The sequence below is a fragment of the Streptomyces sp. NPDC059649 genome (assembly GCF_042734445.1).
Lineage (GTDB): Bacteria > Actinomycetota > Actinomycetes > Streptomycetales > Streptomycetaceae > Streptomyces.
The window spans coordinates 24,911-45,975 of sequence record NZ_JBHWDV010000008.1; the positions used below are offsets into that span (position 1 = coordinate 24,911).

Below are 21,065 nucleotides of genomic sequence, written 5' to 3' on the forward strand. Positions count from 1 at the left end.
GCTGTCCTGGTGGTGGGCCGCCGGCCCCGTCGCGACGGCGACGGGGCCGGGTAACAGCCGCCTTGAGGCGTCAGTCCTGGGACAGCTGCACGACCGACTTCAGGCTTTCCGGTGTCTCCCCCGAGCGCAGGGCGTCCTCGGCGGCCTGGAGGGGGAAGCGTCCGGTGACCAGGGAGTCCAGGTCGACCTTGCCGGAGGCGACGAGGTGGACGGCAGTGGGCCAGGTGTCGCGGTAGCGGTACACGCCGGTGACGTTGAGTTCGCGGTTCTGGAGGACGGGCAGCGGCAGGGTGATCTCGTCGACGCCGGTGCCGACGAGGACGAGGGTGCCTCCGGGGCGTATTGCCTCGATGCCACTGCGGATGGCGGGGGCTGCGCCCGAGGCGTCGATGCATGCGTCCACGTCGAGTCCGGCCAGGCTCTCCCGGGCCGGGTCCACCGTCGTGGCACCGAAGCGCCGGGCCCATTCCCGGCGTTCCGGCGCCGGGTCCGACACGATGACCTCGGCGGCGCCGAAGGCGAGTGCGGTCTGAACGGTGACGACACCGATGGGGCCGGAGCCGGTGATCAGAACCCGGGAGCCCGGTTCGATGCCCGCCTTGCGCGCGGCCCAGATCGCCACGGACAGCGGCTCCATCAGAGCGGCGGCCTCGTCGGAGACCGAGTCGGGGACCGGGTGGGCGAAGTCCGCCGGGATGGTGACGTAGTCGCAGAACGCGCCGTCGACGGGCGGGGTACCGTAGAACTCCATGTGCGGGCAGAGGTTGTAGCTGCCCGATTTGCACTGCGGGCAGACGCGGCAGGGCCGCTGGGGTTCGACGGCCACCCGCTCACCGACGCGGGCGTCCGGGACCTCCTCACCGACCGCGACGATCCGGCCGGAGAGTTCGTGGCCCAGGACGAGGGGCTGGTCGACGATGTGCAGGCCGATCCGGCCTTCCTGGTAGTAGTGGACATCGGATCCGCAGACGCCGACGGCGGCGACGCGTACGAGCACCTCGTCCGGCCGGACCGTCGGCACGGGGCGCTCCTTCAGCTCGATCGTCCGCACTGCGGTGAGCACACCGGCGCGCATGGTGTCAGGGATTGCCGTCATGGTGGTCCGTCTCCTGCGTGACTGGGGAGGGGGTGGTGTTCGTGGTGGTCTTCATGGCGGTGCGGATGCGGTCGAGCAGCCCGAGCCAGGCGGTCCGGAACTTCTCCACGGCCTGTTCTTCAAGGACTTGGGCGACATCACCGAGGTCCACGCCGGCGCGGGTGAGTTCCTCAAGGACGTGGCGTGCCGCCGCGTAGCTGCCGGTCACCGTGTCGCCGCGGATGACGCCGTGGTCGGCGACTGCCCGCAGAGTGGCCCCGGGCATGGTGTTGACCGTGCCGGGCGTGACGAGTTCGGTCACGTAGCGGGTGTCGTCGTAGGCGGGGTCCTTCACTCCGGTTGAGGCCCACAGCAGGCGCTGCGGCCGGGCGCCGCTCGCGGCGAGCGCTGCCCAGCGCGGACTGTCGGTGACCTCCCGGAATGCCTCGTGGGCGAGCCTGGCGTTGGCGATGCCCGCGCCCCCGCGCGGTGCCTCGGCGGCGGCCTGGCCGAGCCGTGCCAGCCGGGCGTCGACCTCGGTGTCGACCCGGCTGATGAAGAAGGAGGCGACGGAGTGGATGCCGGAGAGGTCGCGCCCGATCGCACGGGCGCGTTCCAGACCGCTCAGGTGGGCGTCCAGCACCTGGCGGTAACGCTGTACGGAGAAGAGGAGGGTGACGTTGACGCTGATGCCCTCGGCCAGGCACTGCACGACGGCGGGCAGCGCGGCCTCGGTCGCCGGGATCTTGATGAGGAGGTTGGGCCGGTTGATGCCTCGCCACAAGGCGCGGGCCGCCGCGACGGTCTGGTCCGCTTGATGGGCGAGGTGCGGGTCGACCTCGATCGACACGCGCCCGTCGACGCCACCGGTCGCGTCGTGGACGGGCCGCAGGACATCGCAGGCCCACCGCACGTCGTACGCCGTCAGCGCGCGCACCGCATCCTCGGCATCGGCGCCGCGCCGGGCGAGTTCGGCGAGTTGGTCGGCGTAGGCGGCGCTCTGGGCCAGAGCCTGGGCGAAGATCGCCGGATTGGTGGTGACCCCCGAGACGCCGTGGTCGCGGACGAGGGCCCCGAGGGCGCCGGTGGTCAGGAGCGGGCGGCTGAGGTCGTCCAGCCATACAGACACCCCTTGCGCCGTGAGGGCGGCGAGCGGGGCGGGAGGTGCGGTCACGGCGAATCTCCTCGGTCGGGGGTGGTCACAAGGGGAAGCTGCGGGACGGGCTCCAGCGGAGGCGGGGGTATGACCAGGTCGGCCCGGCTCCGGGTGGCGGCGATGAGGTCGGCGTTGCGCTGGTCGCTGCCCAGGGACCAGGAGCGGGCCGCCTCGGGTGCCTTGCCGTAGGTGATGTGGCGCTCGACCAGCCAGTCGAGCCGGGTTTCCTCGTCGGGCGCGAGGTACCACGCCTCGTCGAGCAGGCCGCGGACCTGGGCCCAGTCACCGTCCTCCAGCAGCAGGTAGTTGCCTTCGGTGATCACCAGCGGTACCTCGGCGGGGACCGGGATGGCACCGGCGACCGGCTCCTCGATCTCGCGGCTGAACTCCGGGGCGTACACCCGACCTCCGGAGGGCTCGCGCAGCCGCCGTAGCAGTGCCACATAGCCCGCCGCGTCGAAGGTGTCCGGCGCGCCCTTGCGGTCACGCCGGCCGAGCCGCCTCAGCTCGGCGTCGGCCAGGTGGAATCCGTCCATCGGCACGGCGACGGCCGCGCCGGGTCCCAGTGCGGCGGCGAGGCGGGGCGCGAGGGTGGATTTCCCCGAGCCCGGCGGCCCCGCGATCCCCAGGATCCTGCGCTGCCCCGGGGCCGCGAGCCGGCGGGCCCGCGCCAGCAGGGCGGAGAAGGTCCAAGGGCCCTGGACTCCGGAGGCTGCGGTCACTTGACGGCTCCCAGGGACATGCCGCGCACCAGCTTGTCCTGTGCGGCGAACCCGGCGATGAGTACGGGCAGGGAGACGAGGATCGCGGCGGCGCACAGCCGGGCCAGGAAGAGCCCTTCGTTGGTGATGAAGCCCACCAGGAAGACGGGGGCGGTCGTGGCGCGCACCGCCGTGAGGTTCACGGCGAACATGAACTCGTTCCAGCTGAAGATGAAGCAGATGAGGGAGGTCGCAGCGATCCCCGGTATGGCCACCGGGCCAATGACGCGGAAGAGGATGGTGGGCAGGCCAGCCCCGTCCATCTGCGCCGCCTCGACGATCTCGTGGGGGATCTCGGCGAGGAAGGACCGCATCATCCAGATGGCGATCGGCAGGTTCATCGACGTGTACAGGACGGCGAGCGTCCAGACGTTGTCGAGCATGCCGATGTCCTTGATGATCAGGTAGAGCGGCAGCAGGGCGGCGACGGGCGGCAGCATCTTCGTCGACAGGAAGAAGAACAGTGCGTCCGTCCACTTCTCCACCGGGCGGATGGACAGCGCGTAGGCAGCGGGCAGTGCGAGCAGCAGGACAAGCAGCGTCGACAGAAGGGATGCGGTCGCCGAGTTGAGCAGCGGGGCAGCCAGGCCGCGGGCGAACAGCAGCCGGTACTGGTCGAGGGTGAGCGGGGCGAGCAGGCTCGGCGGGTTGGTCGCCGCGTCGGCCTCGCTGTGCAGTGACGTCAGCAGCATCCAGCCGATCGGCGCGACGAACAGCAGCGCAAACGCCCAGGCGAGCAGGCCGAGCCAGGTACTGCGGCCCGGACGTCTCGGGAAGCGCGGTCGCCGCAGGGAAGTTGCCGTCACTTCGACGTCTCCTCTCGGAACAGCGAGGAGATCACCCGCAGCGCGAAGGTCGCCACGATGATCGATGCGATCACCACGACGACGCCCGCCGCGGACGCCTCGCCGTATTCGAACTTGCGGAACGTGGTCAGGTAGATCTCGTACGGCAGATTCGTGGTGGCCGTGCCCGGTCCGCCCTGGGTGATGGTGAACACCGCGTCGAAGGTCTGCACGACGTAGATGGAGCCGAGCAGGATCCCCAACTCCAGGTACTGACGCAGATGCGGCAGCGTGATGTAGCGGAAGGTCTGCCAGGACGAGGCACCGTCGACGCGCGCGGCCTCCAGCGCCTCTGCGGGCTGGCTCTGCAGTCCCGCCAGCAGGATCAGCATCATGAACGGCGTCCACTGCCACACCAGAGAGGCCACCACCGCCGGCATCGGCAGGTCCGACACCCAGTCCACGGTGGGCGGGGAGTCCATGCCGAACAGTCGGCCAACTGCCCCCAGAACGCCGTTGATCAGGCCGTAGGTCGGGTTGTAGAGCGCGTGCTTCCACAGCAGCGCGCCGGCCACCGGCATGATCAGGAACGGGGCGATCAGCAGCGTACGGACGAGCCCGCGGCCGCGGAACCTACGGTCGAGCAGCAGTGCCAGGACGAGCCCCAGCAACAGCGAGACGAGCACGACCGAGGCGGTGAGCAGCACCGTGTTGAACACGGCGTTGCGCAGCCTGCTGTCGGTGAAGACCGTCACGTAGTTCCGTACACCGACGAAGGAGTGCTCACCGGGGTGCAGCACGTTCCAGCCGAAGGTGGAGGTGACCAGGGTGACGACGAAGGGCAGTTGCGTGACGACGATGGTGAAGACCAGGGCCGGAAGCAGGGGGATGCGCCTGAATCGGCGTTCCCGCCGCTGTCTGCTGCGGGCGTCGCGCCCGGCGGAGGTCAGTGCGGCCGAGGGCCGCTCGGCGAGGGTGGTCATATCGGCTCCGGGAGGGGAGAGGATCGGTGTGTTGAGTGGGGAGGTGCGGGCCGCTCCGGTCGCGGCCATGGGCCGCTCAGTTGCGGTTCTCGGCCGCGGTCTTCTCGGCCAGCCGCTGGCCGTCCCTGAGCGCCTGCTCGACCGTGCCGCGGCCGGCGATCGCCGCGCCGACCTCCTGCGAGACCTTGGTGCCCAGATCGGCGAACTCGGGGATCGGTACGTACTGGATGCCGACCGTGGGCCGTGGCTGCACCCCCGGGTTCTTGGGGTCGGCTTCCTCGATCGCCTGCTGGGTGCGCGTCCCGAACGCCTTCGACGCCGCGACGTACTGCGGGATCCGATAGGTCGAAGCGCGCTTGCCGGACGGCACCCGGGGCCACCCCAGCTCCCTGCCGACGAGCCGTTCGTACTTCTTGCTCGAAGCCCAGGACATGAACTTCCAGGCGGCGTCGGCCTTGTCCGTCGTCCTGGGCATCGCCCACGCCCATGACCACAGCCAGCCGGAGCTGTGGGTCTTCTCCACCGGTGCGAAGGCGTAGCCGACCTTGCCCGCCACCTTCGAGGTCCTCGGGTCCTCCAGCGACCCGGCGGCCGAGGTCGCGTCGTACCACATCGCGGCCTTGCCCTGTCCGAACGTGTTCAGGCATTCGGTGAACCCGGACTGGGCCGCTCCCGGCTCACCGTGCTGCCGGAGCAGATTCACATAGAACTTCGTGGCCCTGGTGAACTCGGGTGAGTCGACCCGGGCCTGCCAGTCCTTGGTGAACCAGGTGCCGCCGAAGGTGTTGACCACCGTGGTCAGAGGGGCGAAGACCTCGCCCCAGCCGGGCAGGCCGCGCAGACAGATCCCGGCCGTGCCCGGCTCCGCGCCGTCGAGCTTCGCGGCGAAGCGGGCGACCTGGGACCAGGTCGGGCGTTCGGGCATGGTCAGCCCGGCCTTCTTGAACAGGTCCTTGCGGTACATGAGGAACGAGGACTCGCCGTAGAAGGGCAGCGCATACAGCTTGCCGTGCGACTGCAGCGAGGTCTTCATGGGCGTCAGCAGGTCAGCGGCGTCGAAGCCGCGGTCCTTGGCGGTGTAGCCGTCCAGTTCCTTCAGCCAGCCGTTCTTCGCCCAGATCTGCGCATCCGCCGAGCCCGCGCTGACCAGGTCGTACTGTCCCGCCTGGGTCGCCACCTCCTGGGTCGCCTTGTCCCGGAACTCGTTCTCGGGCAGCACCGTGAAGTTGACCTTGATACCGGTGTCGGATGTGAAGTGCTCGCGGGTCAGCTTCGCAAGGTCCTCCATCTGGGGGTTGCCCACCATGAGCACATTGATGGCTTCGGAGTCCCGTGCGCCGCCCCAGCCGGCGCAACCGCTCGTCAGCAGGGCGATGGCCGCCCCCACAGCGGTCCACAGGCGATAGGGATGTCGTCTCGACCGCATGGGTCCTCCTCGATAGCGGCAGGTGGATCAAGGTGCCGGCTCCGTCGGCGTACGCGTCGCCGGTGCCGGGTCAGGGGTTGGTTCAGCGGTGTCGGGGCCCGGGGCAGGGCCGTGGCGCAGGCCGTTTTCCCTGAAGTTGCGGTGACGTTAACCGTGCGCAATCGGTTGCGCAACCGGTTGCGCACGCTGAATTTCAGCAGCCTTCACGGTGATAGCCTTCAGTGCGCAACCGGTTTCGCCGCATGTCGAGGGGGTGGCAGTGGCTTCGGCACCGCAACGGCGCTCCAACAGCGTGCGAACCACCAACATGTCCGAGGTCGCGCGACGGGCCGGCGTGTCCGTCACCACGGTCTCCCACGTGATCAACGAGACCCGCTTCGTCAGCCCGGAAAAGCGTGAAGCGGTGCTCACCGCGATCAAGGAGACCGGCTACGTCCCCAGCACGGTCGCCCGCTCCCTGAGCACCTCGCGCACCCTGACCCTCGGGCTGGCCATGTCCGCGATCTCCAATCCCTACTTCGGGGAGGTCGCCCAGGGCATCCGGGAGGAGGCAGAGCGCCACGGTTACACGCTGCTGTTGGCCGACACCCACGACGACCCCGAACGGGAACTGCGGATCGCCGCGGACCTGTACCAGCGGCGCGTCGACGGAATCCTGCTGGCCCCCGCCGCCCACGGGGAGCGGACCCTGGCCTACCTCGAGGAGCGCGGTGTTCCCGTCGCACTCGTCGACAGACTGATCAGCCCCGCACACGACCAGGTGGGCTGCGAGAACGCCGAGGCCACCGCCGGCCTCGTCCAGCACCTCGCGGACCTGGGCCACTCCCGCATCGGCCTGGTCTCCGGCCTGGCCGGCCTCTCCACCACCGACGAACGCGTCGCGGGCTATCGAAGCGCCTTGGCCGGAAACGGCCTCCCAGTCGACGAACGGCTCATCATCAGTGGAGGGTCCGACGCCGAGCCGGCCCGCCGAGCCGTCCACGCACTGCTGGACCTGGACGACCCGCCGACCGCCCTCATCATCGGCAATAACCACATGACCATCGGCGCCATGCGGGCCCTGCGCGAACGAGGCAAAACCGTACCCACCGACATCGCCTTGATCGCCTTCGACGACTTCGAATGGGCGGACCTCTTCACCCCCCGCCTGACCACCGTCGCCCAGCCCTGCCACGACATGGGAACCGAGGCCGTCCGGCTCCTGCTGTCCCGCCTCAAGGACCCCGACCTGCCCCCGCGTACCGTCCGCATGCCGCCCGAGCTGATGCACCGGGACTCCTGCGGATGTCCCGCACCCTCCTCAGCGGAAGACTGAGGTCCGACGGGCAGACAGGGTTGCCCGCTCAGGGCCGCGCACCGTGCCAGGAGAAGGCCGGCGTCGCCGGCCTTCTATGCCGTCTTCGCCATCACTCACGCCCGGCTTCGCAGCAGCGGGTCCAATACGGCGACCGGTGACCGCGGACGCATGCGCCCCCGGCGCGCCGCGCGAAGGTTCCCGCTCCCCGGTCAGGCCGACCTTGGGGTGTCACAAACTCCTGCCCACGACGATCCTCTTCAGCTGAGCACCCTGGCCGGCCTGTTCCTGAGGGGTCGTTGGGGAACCAACCCGCTTCCCAAGCACCTGCGACACCCCGCAAGACAGGCGCTCGGGGACTTGTTCGGCAGCCAGGGCGACGGCGCTCACGGCTCACTCCTTGGCCACCGGCCGATCCGCCTGCGGCACCCACGGGCGCGGAGGCCCCGCAATTCGGCTGCTGGCTGCCGCCAGGCCCCGGCCACGCCCCCGCCTCGGTCACCAGCCCGCATCGTCGACGCGGCATCGTGCAGGTCCACCGGCGGGTGCTCGGAGGGGCTCCTCCTGCGACCCCGTGCGATCACTCGTCCTGGTCACAGACCGCCCCACGTGCCGAGGAGCCCCAGCCCCAGGGGCGTGCAGGAGTGCCAGACCGTCCTGCCGTCGCGCCGGGCGGTGACCAGGCGGGCGGCGCGGAGGGCCTTCGTGTGCTCGGAGACCGAGGACTTCGCCAGGCCCAGCTCACGGCCGAGGTCGGTGCCGGTACGGGGCGGACGAGCTGTTCCAGCATGGCCGCGCGGGAGCGGCCCAGCAGTACGGCCAGGGAGTGGCCGGTCTCGGGCTCGTCGAGCAGAGGCAGCGGGATAAGGGCGGGGTAGACCATGAACGTCCCGTGGACGTATGCGAGACAGCCAATTACGGCTGACGGTCCTGGGGGCCGAGGCGCTCACACCGTGGCGGCCAGCTGCCCAGGCACCATCGTTGAGATCATCTCGTACGTGGACGCGGGCGTTGAACCAGCGTGAGCGACCAGGCGCCCCGCAGCAGCCCCGGTCCCCTGATCAGCCGCTTCGACGACCCGCAGACCGGTGTCGTACGCCATCCTCAAGAACGCTCCGGTAGTCCTGCTCGACGAGCCGGCCGCGGGACTGGGCACCGAGTCACCGGTGGCGGTACAGCGAGCCATCGACAACCTGGTGGCCGACAGGACCGTCATCGTCATCGCGCATCGGCTCCCAACGGTCGTCGGTGCGGACCAGATCCTGGTGGTCGACGGCGGCCGCACCGCCCGGTGCGGCTCCCACACGGAGCTCCTCACGGACGCCGACGGACACTATGTGCGCATGTGGACGGCGCAGTTGTCCGCCCCGACGCGGCAGGTGCCCGCCCGGACGTGGCAGGTGCCCGCCGCGGGCCGATGAGGGTTCGGCTCGGCGGTGCGGGCATCGCCGAGCAGCGGATCAGGGAGGTTTCCCGCTCCAACCTTCGCTTCCAGGACCGGCGCGTTGCCGACCTCGAAGCCCGCATCACCGAGCCGGGATCAGCGACCTGAGTCCGTACCGCCGACCGCTTCACGGCCCGTCCGCCGTCCCGGTGGCCGGACCGCCCAGAAACGCGTCGGTTACGTCGACCCTGCTGGAGCAGGGGTCATCGCGGCTTCCAATGGGAGAACGCCTTCTGTACGTCGTGAGGTGAGTTGGCGAGGGCAGTGTCGTCGGGTTCAGCTGCGGTGACATGGGGGAGGTGGACGATGACGTCATAGGCGTCCAGGGGGCTCACATCGCAGTAGAGAGCGCCGAGACGCTGCTGGGAGACAGCCTGAACGGCCTTGGTGTCGGCCGGTGGCAGCCGCCGCAGGTCGGTGGCGAAGGGTCCGTCACCGCTGGCGGCCATGAGTGCGTCGAGGCTGCCGGGTCGGGGTGGCTCCAGGTCGGTGAAAAGCTTGCCGGCGTAGAAGTCGGCTCCGGTGTTGAGGGTTTGGCCCGTGCCGTTGGTGGTGCCGATGACCAGGTAGTCCTCGCCGAGCCGGTCAGCAAGGTGCATGCCCATCGTCGCCGCAGGAGGCATGCCCGGCAAGCCGGCGGGCCAGCGCTGGATGTGGCCGTTGTGGGCGGCCAGAACGATCCGGTCCTCCCGGTGCAGGACCCATTCGACGGTGTCCGCGATCGCGGCGTCGCGTTGGAAGAGCACGCTGTCGTGATCGCCACGGGCCATCGCGCGGGCATTCGCGTCGATGGCGACGGTCAGGTGCAGCGAGCGCAGCGCGCGCTCGTAGGTGGCGGCAGTCGTACGCTGCCGGTAGTCCAGGCGTCGCCCCTCCATCCGCGCGGTGAGGTCGGCCAGTCCTGCTGTCAACGCATCCCGTTGCTCAGGCGCGAGCTCTGCGTAGGCGGCGACGGCCTGGGAAAGGGAGAATGCGGACGGCGCCGCGAAGGCCGAGGCCGTCTCCCGGATCCTCGGATCCATCTCGAACGCAGGATCCGCGTGTGCGAGGTAGGCGATGACGGCGTCCAAGCCGGGTAGCAGGGAGACGTTCGAGCCGGACAGGTCGATACCGTAGAAGCCAACCGGCTCGGCGGATTCGAGATTGTGCTGCCGCATCCACTCCAGATGGGCCCGCATCTCGGTCCATAGTCCCATCAGCGAGGTCATGCCGTTCGCCATGACGTTGCCGGGCCGGCCCTGTCCGCCGCGGATCCATTCGTCGGTCAGTCTTCCCTCGACGAATCCGGACTCCATCGCGTAGGCGCCGAACCCGTGCCGCTCGACCAGGTACCGCATCAGGCGGTGGCGCAGCTGGTAGGACTCGCGGTTGTAGTGCGCGCTCTCGCCGATCGCCACCACCCTCGCGTCGCCGATCGCCTCATCCAGCCATGCCAGGTCCTCCTGCGGCCCGTCCGGGTCCAGCGTGCGCAGCGGCCGTATCGCCTCGGTGGTCAGCCGAGCCGGAGCCGGCGCGTTATTCGTGGTCACTCCCCTACCCCCTTCATTGTTCCCAACTTTGGGAACGTTACCAGATATGGGATCATTGCAAGGTGGACATTCTCGACTTGCTGCTGCACCCGGTGCGGCTACGCATCACCTACGCCATGACCGGCGAACGGACGTGCACCACCACCGAGTTGTGTGCGGCGTTGCCGGATGTCCCCAAGACCACCGTGTATCGGCATGTCGGCCTGCTGGCTGAGGGAGGAGTGCTGGAGGCGGTGGACGAGCGACGGGTGCGCGGTGCGGTGGAGCGGCGTTACCGACTGCGCCGAGACCGGATGGCGATCGCCCCCGAGGCGGGCGCGTCGATGTCCCTGGCCGACCACCGCCGCGGTTTCGCCGCCGCCATGGCCGCCCTGCTCGCCGAGTTCAACGCCTACCTCGACCGGCCAGGAGCCGACCCGTTCGCCGACTCTGTGGGCTACCGGCAGGGCACCCTCTGGCTCAACCCCGACGAACTCGCCGATCTGATCAGCGAGTTGCGCCAATCCTTCGCGTCACGGGCAGGCAACGGACCCGCGCCGGGCCGCAAGCCCCACCTGTTGAGTTCCATCTTCTTCCCGACCGAGGAACCACCGCGCCACGAAGACCCCCCGACGGCCACCAGCAGCGAAGCCGACAGGCAGTGACGCCGCAAGAGTCCTGCCTGCCCCTGCGGCGTCAGCTGTACGAGGTGGTGCGCCGCGCCGATCAGATCGAGCTGGTCGACATGTCCCCGCACGCGCTGCGCCGTCGCATGGCGCATGGCAACATCTACAAGCCGAACAAGGTCGACGCGGCGCTGTCGAACTACTTCCGGCCCGGGAACCTCACCGCACTGCGCGAGCTGGCGCTGCTGTGGGTGGCCGACCGGGTCGACGAATACCTCCAGGAGTACCGGAGCGAACACCAGGTTTCGAAGATCTGGGGATCGCGCGAGCGGATCGTCGTCGGCCTGACCGGCGGCAGCGAGGGCCGTACGCTCATCCGCCACGCCGCCCGCCTCGCCGAGAAGGGCGCGGGCGGCGAAGTGCTCGCCGTCTACATCGCCCGCAGCGACGGCCTGGCCGCCGGCTCGCCCAAGGAGCTCGCCGTCCAGCGCACGCTCGTCGAGGACCTGGGCGGCACCTTCCACCACGTCCTGGGCGAGAACGTCTCCTCCGCCCTCCTGGAGTTCGCCCGGGGCGTGAACGCCACCCAGATCGTGCTGGGAACCTCCCGCCGCAAGGCGTGGCAGTACATCTTCGGTCCCGGCGTCGGCGCGACCGTCGCCCGCGATTCCGGCCCCGACCTCGACGTCCACATCGTCACGCATGAGGAGGCCGCCAAGGGCCGCGCACTCCCCGTACGCCGCGGCGCGCGGCTCGGCCGGTCCCGGCTCATCTGGGGCTGGCTGACCGGGCTGGCGGGGCCGGCGCTGCTGACGCTGCTTTTGATGCAGGTCGGGGCGGGCCTTGGCCTCGCCAACGACATGCTGCTGTTCTTGACGCTGACCGTGGCGGCGGCGCTGCTCGGCGGTCTGCGTCCGGCGCTCGCGTCGGCCGTGGTGGGTTCACTCCTCCTGAACTGGTTCTTCACGCCGCCCGTGGGCCACCTCACCATCGCTGACCCGCAGAACATCCTGGCGCTGGTCATCTTCGTACTGGTGGCGATCTCGGTGGCGTCCGTCGTCGACCTCGCCGCCCGGCGCACCCACCAAGCCGCGCGCCTGCGCGCCGAGTCGGAGATCCTCTCCTTCCTGGCAGGCAGCGTGCTCCGGGGCGAAACCACCCTCGATGCCCTCCTGGAGCGGTGCGCGAGACCTTCGCGATGGACGCCGTGGCGCTGCTGGAGCGGGACTCCGAGACGGCGCCCTGGACCTGTTCGGGCAGCGTGGGCGACACCAGCCCGCTCGCCCGCCCCGAGGACGCGGATGTCGACATGCCCGTCGGCGACCACATGGCGCCCGCCCTGTCGGGCCGCGTTCTGCCCGCCGAGGACCGCCGCGTCCTGTCGGCCTTCGCCGCACAGGCCGCCGTCGTCCTCGACCGACAACGACTCCAGACCCAGGCCGACCACGCCAACAAGCTCGCCGAGGGCAACCGCATCCGCACCGCCCTGCTCGCGGCCGTCAGCCACGACCTGCGCACCCCACTGGCCGGTATCAAAGCCTCGGTCAGCTCCCTGCGCTCCGACGACATCGAGTGGTCCGACGAGGACCAGGCCGAGCTCCTAGCCGGGATCGAGGAGGGCGCCGACCGCCTCGATCACCTCGTCGGCAACCTCCTCGACATGTCCCGGGTCCAGACCGGCACCGTCACGCCGCTGATCCGCGAGGTCGACCTCGGCGAGGTCGTGCCGATGGCCCTCGGCGGCGTGCCGGAGGACAGCGTCGTCCTCGACATCCCCGAGGACCTGCCGATGGTCGCCGTCGATCCGGGCCTGCTGGAGCGCTCGGTCGCCAACATCGTCGAGAACGCGGTGAAGTACAGCCCGGAGGGCGAGCCCGTGCGCGTCTCCGCCAGCGCGCTGGGCGGCCGCGTCGAGGTACGCGTCGCCGACCGCGGCCCCGGTGTCCCCGACGACGCCAAGGACCGTATCTTCGAACCCTTCCAGCGCTACGGCGACGCCCCGCGCGGCGCGGGCGTCGGCCTCGGCCTGGCCGTCGCCCGGGGCTTCGCCGAGGCCATCGGCGCCACCCTGACCGCCGAGGACACCCCCGGCGGCGGCATGACCATGGTCCTCACCGTTCCCGCCGCCACGGACCGCTCGTCCGCCGGTCCCGAACTCCCGGCCGCGGTCACCTCGTAAGCGGGCCACAGGGATCGTGCGCGGGCCGGCCCGTCCTCCAGTGGACGGGCCGGCCCCGCTTCATGCCCGCGGGTCCACCGGATGCGGCTGCACGCCCGTCATGAGGAAGTCCAGACCGCGGCGGGTGCAAGCCACCACGACCCGGTCCCCCGCCCGCAGGATCCGCCCGTGCGACGGGCGCCAGTCGAAGCCCGGCCGGTCGAGGCGGAGCCCGCCGCCGAGCGTGTCCGACGAGGACGAGGAGGAGGGCGGCGTCGCGGGGCCGACGGCCAGGACGCGCCACTCGTTCTCGCGGAAGGCGTGGTGGACGGACCGGCCCTCCAACTCGGGGTGGCCGGCGACATCCACGACGGTGAACAGCAGCGATCCGCGTTCGACCGGCATGACGCCCAGGACGTGCCGCCCCATCATGGCGGCCGCGAAGGAGGGCGCGGCGAGCGCGGAGACGGAGCGGCTGCGGGTGGTGGCGTCGGGGTAGGAGGCGCGCATCGTGCGGGAGACGGTGGCGGCGAAGTCGTCGTCGTACAGCCGCATCACCACCCGTACCTGTGGGTTGGCCTCGCGCGCGGCCATCACGATGTCGAGGTTCTCGCCGTCGTCCCGGGTGAGGACGAGCAGGGACTTGCTCTGACAGATGCGCGCTCTGTCCAGGACGCCGGGGGCACCGCCGTCCTCCAGCAGCAGGGGTACGCCGAGCTCGCGGGCGAGGGCGACGCCGCGAGCGTGCGGATCGCGTTCCACGACCACCACCTGGTGCTCGGTGGTGCGCAGTTGGGCCAGCACCCGCGTACCGATCTTGCCGAGCCCGACCAGCACGATGTGATCGCTCATGTCCTCGGCCGGCGGGTGCCCGACGGACGCCTTCCGGAACGCGTCGGTGGCGTTCATGGTGGCGGCGACCACGAGTGGCAGCACGGCAAGACCGACGAAACCGGCGATCAGTTGGAGCACGCGGCGGGCCGGGGACTCGTCGGTCGCCGGATCGCCCATGGTGAAGATGTCCAGCAACGGCAGGTACACCGACTTCCACAGCGGTCCCGGCTCGGCCAGCGCCGTGGCACCGGCCAGCACCAGCACGATCGCGGCGAGCGCGCCGAAGACGGCGATGACCTCGCGGGACAGGAACACCTTCCACGGCAGGTGCGCCAGCCGGTCGCGCAGCCAGGCGCCGTAGTTGCGCCGGTCGCGCGGCGGCGCCTCGGGCGGGTGGTGGTGGGTGACCTCCTCCAGCATCAGCCGGCCGTGGGTGAACTGCCGGTGGTAGGACGTGACGGTGTCGGGCAGCAGCTGCGTGCCCTCCTCCCCCGGCGTCTCGGGGCTGTCCTCACTGGCCGGGTCGTCCTGATGGGCGCCGGACAGCACGGCGAGCGTGGCCAGGTCGGCGGAGCGGGGCGGAGTACGCGCAGGCCGGACCACCCCGCGGAACACCTGGCCCTCCACCTGAAGCGTGTGCCCCTGCCCGACCGCGGCGGCAGCCACCAGCTCGGGCACCGCGGTGTCGGTATCGGACAGCACGGTGGTCGACGTGTCCAGCGCCGTCGTGACGTCGGTCCGTTCAAGGCCCAACACGGCACGGTCCAGCAGGCGTTCGAGGTGCTCGCCACGCTCCCGGTTGTACATCCGGATGACCAGGCGGACCGTCGGGTTGAGGGTGCGGGCCAGCAGCGCCGCCGTGACGTTGACCTGGTCCTCGCGGTAGGTGAGGGCGAGCGCCGCGGCCCGCTCCGCACCCGCGGCGCGCAGCGTCTGCTCGTCCGGACGGGCGGCCACCAACAGCTCGACGGGAGACCTCGGATCGCGGTCCAGCGCGGCGATCTCCGGCGCGTGCCCCTCGCGCCGGGAAGGCAGCACGACGGTGACCGCCTCACCGCACACGGCGTCCAGCGTCACCGCCAGCCGGTGGGCGAGGCCGTCGTCGCCGCAGATCACCATGTGCTGGGAGCGTTGCCCAAAAGGCATCCGGAGATGAAAAGTTGACGTCACGTCACCAAGATTGCCGGGACATGACAGGCGGTTCCGGGGCGCACATCAGTTCGGCATCAAAGTTGCGTAAGGACACCGAAGGGGTGGAGCAGCCCCCCGGCATCACACCTCACGAAGCCACCTGCGCCGTCTCGCCTCGGCGGGCGGGCCGCAGACACCTTCGCCCACCCGATGGCCTGATCGAGACCGCCCGGGTGAGTCGGCCCGCCAGGAGTCCTCCGGCGGACCGAGTCCACCCGTTCACCGTCCACGGCCCACTTGGCTGTTGGGATCCCGGACAGGTACCTGGTGCTGTGACCGGGAAGGTTCGCCGGGTTGGCGATTGGAGCGGTGGGATGGGCGGTGACGTCCGTTCCGACCGCTGGAGGTGTGGTGGCTGAGCCTGCGCGGGTGCGCAGACTGACCGACCAGGAGGGGCAGAAGCTGCAGCAGATCGTGCGCCGCGGCAGCACCAACTCGGCTACCGGCGGGCCATGATGCTGCTCGCGTCCGCCGGCGGGAACGGTGTCCCGGTGATCGCCCAGTTGGTCCAGGCCGACGAGGACACGGTGCGGGACGTGATCCACCGGTTCAACGAGATCGGCCTGGCCTGTCTGGACCCTCGATGGGACGGGAGGCCGTTCCCGCGTGCTCAGTCGTGACGACGAGGACTTCGTCGTCCAGACGGCCACCACCCGCCCCACCAAGCTCGGCCAGCCCTTCACCTGCTGGTCGATCCGTAAACTCGGCGCCTACCTGCGCCGCGTGCACGGATGCGTCATCCGTGTCGGTCGTGAAGCGTTACGGTGCCTGCTGTTGCGCCACGGCATCACCTTCCAGCGCACCAAGACCTGGAAGGAGTCGCCCGACCCCGAACGCGACGCCAAGCTCGATCGCATCGAGCACGTGCTGGACCGCTTCCCCGACCGGGTGTTCGCCTTCGACGAGTTCGGGCCCCTGGGGATCAGGCCCACCGCAGGCTCCTGCTGGGCGAAGCAGGGCAAGCCCGACCGCCTGCCGGCGACCTACCGCCGCACCCACGGCGTCACCTACTTCCACAGCTGCTACTCCGTGGGCGACGACCGACTGTGGGGCGTCAACCGCCGCCGCAAGGGCACCGCCAGCACCCTGGCCACGCTGAAATCGATCCGCGCCACCCGGCCAGACGGCGCCCCCATCTACATCATCTTGGACAACCTGTCCGCCCACACCGGAGTGGACATCCGCCGCTGGGCGAAGAAGAACAAGGTCGAGCTGTGCTTCGCCCCGACCTATGCCTCCTGGGCCAACCCGATCAAGGCCCATTTCGGCCCGCTGCGGCAGTTCACCCTGGCGAATTCGAACCACCGCAGCCATCCCGCGCAGCCCCGGGTCCTGCACCGCTATCTGCGCTGGCGCAACGCCAATGCCGGACACCCCGATGTCCTCGCCGCACAGCGCAAGGAACGCGCCCGCATCCGCAGCGAGAAGGACATCCGCTGGGACGGACGCCCCCTCGCTGCTGCGGCGTGAGCCTTCGGCTCGTCTGGCTAGTACGGATACTGAACGCTGCTCGGCGTCCAGCGAAGCGTCATGTCGGGCAGGTTCTCCATGTTGCGCTCACCATCGTTGGTGTCGAGGACGGTGAAACCGTGGCTCTCGTAGAACGCGCGGGCATCGGTGTTCTGCTGAAAGACGTGCAGGGACACCCCGTCAGGGGTGTGCCGCCTGACCTCATCGAGCAGTAGCGTGCCGACGCCCTGCCGGCGGACGTCCGGGCGCAGATAGAGGTGTTCGAGCATGTCGCCGTCGAGGGCCGCATAGCCGATGATCTCCGTATCACGCACTGCGACCCAAGTGCGACATAGCTTGAGCAGGACGTCCTGGACCCATCTGGTCACCTGCTCGTGACTGCGCTTCTGCGGGGGCAGATAGGGCATGGTCGCCGACCGAGAGGTCAGGTGGATGCGCGCGATCACGGCCGCATCTGCTTCCTCCGCGAATCGGATCCGAGTCTTGCCGTCATCACTCACGTCGGGAACCTACAAGCCCAGCAAAGACTCGGTCCAGCGGGTAACCCGGTGAACGTTGCCGGTCACAGCACTAGGGGATGCCCATACACCCCGGCATGGTCGAACCCCTCGTCGAGCGCACCCGCGACCTGTACGCCGCGGCCGAGGAACGCCTACTGGGCATCATCGCCCGCCGGCTCGCCGACGGCCTTGACGCCCCAGGGTGGGCCGAGCTCAAGCTCGCCGCCATCCAACAGCTACGCAGGGCGTCACAGGGGGTCGTCGACGAGTTGGGCAAGGCCGTGTCCCTCAACGTGTTCGACGTGGTCGCCGAGGCGTACAACGAAGGGCACCGGGCCGCGGTCGCCGAGATTGGCGCCCTTTCCGGTCAGGCGCGCGCCCTGGTCGACGACGTGACGCCGAACGCGCAGGCTGTCGACCGCCTCGTACAGGAGACCGTCGACCAGGTCACCTCGACGCACCGCTCGATTCTGCGGGCCGTCCTCGACGCTTTCCGCGCCATCGTCGCCGAGGTCACCGCCACGCCCCTACTCGGCATCGGCACCCGCAGTCAGGCCACACAGGACGCCATGAGGCGTTTCGCCGACGCCGGCATACGCGCGTTCGTCGACAAGGCCGACCGACGTTGGCAACTCACGTCGCACGCCGAGATGGCCGTACGGACATCCGTCGCGCGCGCCGCTACCGAAGCGCACATGCGCACGCTGTCCGGGCGCCGGTATCGAGCTGGTTGTCGTGTCGGACTCCGCGCGTTGACGCCTCGGCGGGCGAGGGCGAGGAGAGCCTGCGGGGTTAGCCGCGCAAGTGGGATGGATGCCGAGAGATTCGCCGATCCCACCTCTCCATTCAAATGGCTGCAGCTCTTGGATGACGGCTTCCCTTCGGAGGCTGCGTCTGTTTCTACGGGGCGATACGCCTGCTCACCGAGGCGACGCCGACCGAGTGTGTGCCGTGTCGATTCGTATCGGATGGTGTGGAGGTGGCCGTCAACGTGAGTACTTCTACCCATGGCCGGCCACCACCGCGACCAGCAGGATGACGCCGTGATGGAACACGAAGACGGTCCCCCAGTTGCTGTGCGGCCCGCCCCCGACCACCGAGCTGCGGAGACGGTGATAAAGACCGTCCCGGCAGCCAAGCCCGCAACCAACTGGTCGACGGAGGCGCAGCAGGCGTTCCAGCGCGGCCTCGCGGCCCTCACGCGGTGGATGGAGCGGGAAGGCGCCCACCGGCCGGTCCCGCGCGGCCGTGCCGAGGAGAACACGGTCGACGGCGAGACGGACCCGGTGGCAGTGAAGCTCGGCGTATGGGTATCGAACACCAAATCGCGGCGCGACAAGCTCGCCCGGGAGCAGCTGGGCGCGCTCCGCGAGTTGGGCATGGAGTGGGTGTAGCGCTTGTTGGCGTGTGGTCGTCCGCCGCAGCAGGCAGTGGTCGGCCACACGCCACATCTGGTGCTCAGTGCGTAGGTGTCTGATGTGGTTTCAGCTGGCGAACGGTACCTGCGCCGCCTGCTCCGGCCGGGGGTCGTGCGGGTGGTGCCACAGGCCCTGTGCGGCCAGCCGTGGCAGCACTCCCTCACCGAACCAGTACGCCTCCTCCAGGTGCGGATAGCCCGACAGCACGAACTCGTCGATGCCAAGGGCGTGGTACTCGCGGATTCGTTCGACGATCTCGTCGTGGCTGCCGACCAGCGCGGTGCCCGCGCCACCGCGCACGAGGCCGATGCCGGCCCAGAGGTTCGGGTGGATCTCCAGGCTCTCCCGGCTCCCTCCGTGCAAGGCGAGCATGCGCCGCTGTCCCTCCGACTCGCTACGGGCCAGTCCGGCCTGTACAGATCGCACCGTCTGCGGGTCGAAACCCGCCAGCAGACGGTCCGCTTCGGCCCACGCCTGTGGGGAGGTGTCGCGGGTGATGACGTGCAGGCGGATACCGAAGCGGACGGTGCGGCCCTCCTGCGCGGCCAGCGTCCGGATCCAGGCGATCTTCTCTGCGACCTGGGCGGGCGGCTCACCCCAGGTGAGGTACACGTCGGCGTGCCGTGCGGCGACCTCCCCGGCCAGGGGGGAGGAGCCGCCGAAGTACACCTCGGGCACCGGGACGGGTACCCGGGCGAGCTTCGCCTCCTCGAGTTGGAGGTGCTCCCCCGCCAGGTCGACGGTCTTTCCGTCCCACAACTCGCGTACGACGTGGAGGAATTCGCCGGTACGGCGGTAGCGGGCGTCCTTGTCGAGGAAGTCGCCGTAGGCGCGCTGCTCGTGGCTCTCGCCGCCCGTGACGACGTTGAGCAGGAGCCGACCTCCGGTCTGCCGCTGGAAGGTGGAGGCCATCTGTGCGGCCAGCGTGGGCGAGACGAAGCCGGGGCGGAAGGCGACCAGGAACTTCAGGCGCTCGCTGTGCTGGGAGACCATGGCCGTGGTCAGCCACGCGTCCTCGCACCAGGCGCCGGTGGGGGTGAGCGCACCAACGAACCCCAGGTCCTCGGCGGCGCGGGCGATCTGGCTCAGGTAGGCCACGGTCGGCGGCCGGTCCCGTCCCAACGCGGTGGCCGGGGTGCCGTGGCCGCCGCCGACGACATGGCGGCTGTCGCCGTTGGTCGGAAGGAACCAGTGGAAGGTGAGGGACACGTGAGGTCTCCGATCTGAAGGTCCGCTGCCCACTGCCCGTCACAGCAGTCCGTGGCGCGGTGGCCGTGTGCCGCTGAGCACGTATCTGCCGATGTGCTGGATCTTCCAGCGGGCCGGGTCGTGCAGGGTGTGGGTGCGGGCGTCACGCCAGTGGCGGTGCAGGTTGAGGGAGTTGAGCGCGGAACGGGTGCCGGCCACCTCGAACAGGGAGCCGGTCACCTCGACCGCGACGTGTGCCGCGTGTGCCTTGGCGGCGGCCACGGCGATCGACGCCTCGGCCGCCGAGTCGTCGGTCAGGTCGGCGCGCGCCGCGTCCACCCTGCGGGCCGCCTCACGCAGCAGCGCCTCGGATGCCCGCAGCTTGACGGCGAGTTCCCCGAACCGCTGGATCAGCAGCGGGTCCTCGGCAGCCGTCTCGGCCCCGCTTTCGAACCAGGGACGGCTCTTGGTGCGGACGAACTCGGCGGCTTCGGCCAGGGCACCCCCGGCGATTCCCACGTCGATGGCCGCGTGCAGCAACTGTGCGAGCGCACCGTGGAGTTGGGGTTGCTGGAAGGTGAGGTGATGGGGCAGGACGCGGTCGGCCGGAACGGGCACGGCGTCCAGCCGCACGGTGCCGCTGGCCGTGGTGCGCTGACCCATTCCGTCCCAGTCGTCGATCACGCTGAGGCCGGGGGCGTTTCGAGGGACGTAGGCCACGTGCAGGTTCTCGTCCTCGGCGCGGGCGAGGACCGGGATCCAGTCGGCGAACAGCGCACCGGTGGCGTAGTGCTTGACGCCGGTCAGGACGTAGGAGTGGTCGGAGCGTGGTTCGAGGCGGGTACGGATGTCCTGGACGTGTGTGGTGCCCGCCTCGGACTGGGCGTTGCCGAAGCGGCGTCCGGCGAGCACCTCGGCGAAGAAGAACCTCTGCTGCTTCTGGCGGCCCTGACGGCGTACCACGTTGACGTAGACGAAATGGCTCTGCGGGATCTGGGCGAGGCTTGCGTCGGCTGAGGCCAGCAGCCGGAAGATCTCGGCGAGGGTGAGCATGCTGACGTCTGCACCGCCGTGCTCGGCGGGGACGGTGACGGCGAGGAGCCCCGAGGCGGACAGCTTCTCCACCTCGGCCCGTGGGAGGTTGCGTTCGGCGTCGCGTGCGCAGGCTCCAGCACGGAATTCCTCGGCCAGGGCGGCGGTGACGGCGAGGGCCTCGGCGTCGTCGGCGATCACGTGCGCGGACATGGT

18 protein-coding genes and 2 pseudogenes are annotated in these 21,065 nt (G+C 70.0%); 8 read left to right on the forward strand and 12 right to left on the reverse strand.

Annotated elements, in window-relative coordinates; genetic code table 11:
• Positions 1–70: 70 nt before the first annotated feature.
• The 6 genes from ACFV1J_RS12500 to ACFV1J_RS12525 all read right to left on the reverse strand — a co-directional run bounded on the left by ACFV1J_RS12500 (position 71) and on the right by ACFV1J_RS12525 (position 6,186).
• Complete coding sequence (locus ACFV1J_RS12500) at positions 71–1,096, reverse strand: NAD(P)-dependent alcohol dehydrogenase (protein ID WP_385857293.1); 1,026 nt, start codon at positions 1,094–1,096, stop codon at positions 71–73.
• Positions 1,080–2,249: a transaldolase gene (tal, locus tag ACFV1J_RS12505; RefSeq protein ID WP_385857295.1), complete on the reverse strand. Its 1,170-nt coding sequence runs from the start codon at positions 2,247–2,249 to the stop codon at positions 1,080–1,082. Before tal ends, ACFV1J_RS12500 begins: the two co-directional genes overlap by 17 nt.
• Positions 2,246–2,953, reverse strand: a complete 708-nt coding sequence (locus ACFV1J_RS12510) for a nucleoside/nucleotide kinase family protein (protein ID WP_385857296.1) — start codon at positions 2,951–2,953, stop codon at positions 2,246–2,248. The genes tal and ACFV1J_RS12510 overlap by 4 nt, the downstream gene beginning before the upstream one ends.
• Positions 2,950–3,798 carry a carbohydrate ABC transporter permease gene (locus ACFV1J_RS12515; protein WP_385857298.1) on the reverse strand — a complete coding sequence of 283 codons (849 nt, stop codon included), beginning with the start codon at positions 3,796–3,798 and terminating at the stop codon, positions 2,950–2,952. The genes ACFV1J_RS12510 and ACFV1J_RS12515 overlap by 4 nt, the downstream gene beginning before the upstream one ends.
• A complete protein-coding gene (locus ACFV1J_RS12520) occupies positions 3,795–4,760 on the reverse strand; it encodes a carbohydrate ABC transporter permease (protein WP_385857445.1) in 966 nt (321 codons plus the stop codon). Before ACFV1J_RS12520 ends, ACFV1J_RS12515 begins: the two co-directional genes overlap by 4 nt.
• A 76-nt stretch (positions 4,761–4,836) precedes the next feature.
• Positions 4,837–6,186: an ABC transporter substrate-binding protein gene (locus ACFV1J_RS12525; RefSeq protein ID WP_385857299.1), complete on the reverse strand. Its 1,350-nt coding sequence runs from the start codon at positions 6,184–6,186 to the stop codon at positions 4,837–4,839.
• A 259-nt stretch (positions 6,187–6,445) separates the two neighbouring features.
• Here ACFV1J_RS12525 and ACFV1J_RS12530 point away from each other — a divergent pair, with 259 nt between their 5' ends.
• The gene (locus ACFV1J_RS12530) at positions 6,446–7,501 is read left to right on the forward strand and encodes a LacI family DNA-binding transcriptional regulator (RefSeq protein ID WP_385857300.1); all 1,056 of its coding nucleotides are present in this window, start codon (positions 6,446–6,448) and stop codon (positions 7,499–7,501) included.
• A 572-nt stretch (positions 7,502–8,073) separates the two neighbouring features.
• Here ACFV1J_RS12530 and ACFV1J_RS12535 read toward each other — a convergent pair.
• A complete protein-coding gene (locus ACFV1J_RS12535; protein WP_385857301.1) occupies positions 8,074–8,430 on the reverse strand; it encodes a winged helix-turn-helix domain-containing protein in 357 nt (118 codons plus the stop codon).
• A 138-nt stretch (positions 8,431–8,568) separates the two neighbouring features.
• On the opposite strand from ACFV1J_RS12535, the gene ACFV1J_RS12540 reads away from it, so the two are divergent.
• Positions 8,569–8,901 carry a hypothetical protein gene (locus ACFV1J_RS12540; RefSeq protein ID WP_385857302.1) on the forward strand — a complete coding sequence of 111 codons (333 nt, stop codon included), beginning with the start codon at positions 8,569–8,571 and terminating at the stop codon, positions 8,899–8,901.
• Complete coding sequence (locus tag ACFV1J_RS12545) at positions 8,898–9,032, forward strand: hypothetical protein (RefSeq protein WP_385857303.1); 135 nt, start codon at positions 8,898–8,900, stop codon at positions 9,030–9,032. Before ACFV1J_RS12540 ends, ACFV1J_RS12545 begins: the two co-directional genes overlap by 4 nt.
• A 95-nt stretch (positions 9,033–9,127) precedes the next feature.
• Here ACFV1J_RS12545 and ACFV1J_RS12550 read toward each other — a convergent pair whose 3' ends face one another.
• Positions 9,128–10,453 (reverse strand): erythromycin esterase family protein, encoded by a 1,326-nt coding sequence (locus ACFV1J_RS12550; RefSeq protein WP_385857304.1) that lies wholly within the window; start codon positions 10,451–10,453, stop codon positions 9,128–9,130.
• Between the two features lie 62 nt (positions 10,454–10,515).
• Between ACFV1J_RS12550 and ACFV1J_RS12555 the strand changes: the two genes are divergently transcribed.
• Positions 10,516–11,097 carry a helix-turn-helix domain-containing protein gene (locus ACFV1J_RS12555; RefSeq protein WP_385857305.1) on the forward strand — a complete coding sequence of 194 codons (582 nt, stop codon included), beginning with the start codon at positions 10,516–10,518 and terminating at the stop codon, positions 11,095–11,097.
• A 41-nt stretch (positions 11,098–11,138) separates the two neighbouring features.
• Positions 11,139–13,237: pseudogene (locus ACFV1J_RS12560) on the forward strand (DUF4118 domain-containing protein); the annotation flags it as partial.
• 60 nt (positions 13,238–13,297) lie between these two features.
• Here the strand turns inward: ACFV1J_RS12560 and ACFV1J_RS12565 are convergent.
• Positions 13,298–15,196, reverse strand: a complete 1,899-nt coding sequence (locus ACFV1J_RS12565) for a potassium channel family protein (protein WP_385857306.1) — start codon at positions 15,194–15,196, stop codon at positions 13,298–13,300.
• A gap of 396 nt (positions 15,197–15,592) precedes the next feature.
• Between ACFV1J_RS12565 and ACFV1J_RS12570 the strand changes: the two are divergent.
• Positions 15,593–16,711: pseudogene (locus ACFV1J_RS12570) on the forward strand (IS630 family transposase).
• A 17-nt stretch (positions 16,712–16,728) separates the two neighbouring features.
• Here ACFV1J_RS12570 and ACFV1J_RS12575 read toward each other — a convergent pair.
• Entirely contained in the window at positions 16,729–17,211 is a 483-nt protein-coding gene (locus ACFV1J_RS12575) for a GNAT family N-acetyltransferase (RefSeq protein ID WP_385857307.1), read from the reverse strand.
• A gap of 95 nt (positions 17,212–17,306) precedes the next feature.
• On the opposite strand from ACFV1J_RS12575, the gene ACFV1J_RS12580 reads away from it, so the two are divergent.
• A complete protein-coding gene (locus tag ACFV1J_RS12580) occupies positions 17,307–18,206 on the forward strand; it encodes a phage minor capsid protein (protein ID WP_385857308.1) in 900 nt (299 codons plus the stop codon).
• Between the two features lie 51 nt (positions 18,207–18,257).
• Positions 18,258–18,605: a helicase associated domain-containing protein gene (locus ACFV1J_RS12585; protein WP_385857446.1), complete on the forward strand. Its 348-nt coding sequence runs from the start codon at positions 18,258–18,260 to the stop codon at positions 18,603–18,605.
• 90 nt (positions 18,606–18,695) lie between these two features.
• Here the strand turns inward: ACFV1J_RS12585 and ACFV1J_RS12590 are convergent, their stop codons facing one another.
• Positions 18,696–19,838, reverse strand: a complete 1,143-nt coding sequence (locus ACFV1J_RS12590) for an LLM class flavin-dependent oxidoreductase (RefSeq protein WP_385857309.1) — start codon at positions 19,836–19,838, stop codon at positions 18,696–18,698.
• Between the two features lie 39 nt (positions 19,839–19,877).
• Entirely contained in the window at positions 19,878–21,062 is a 1,185-nt protein-coding gene (locus ACFV1J_RS12595; RefSeq protein ID WP_385857310.1) for an SfnB family sulfur acquisition oxidoreductase, read from the reverse strand.
• Positions 21,063–21,065 lie beyond the last annotated feature (3 nt).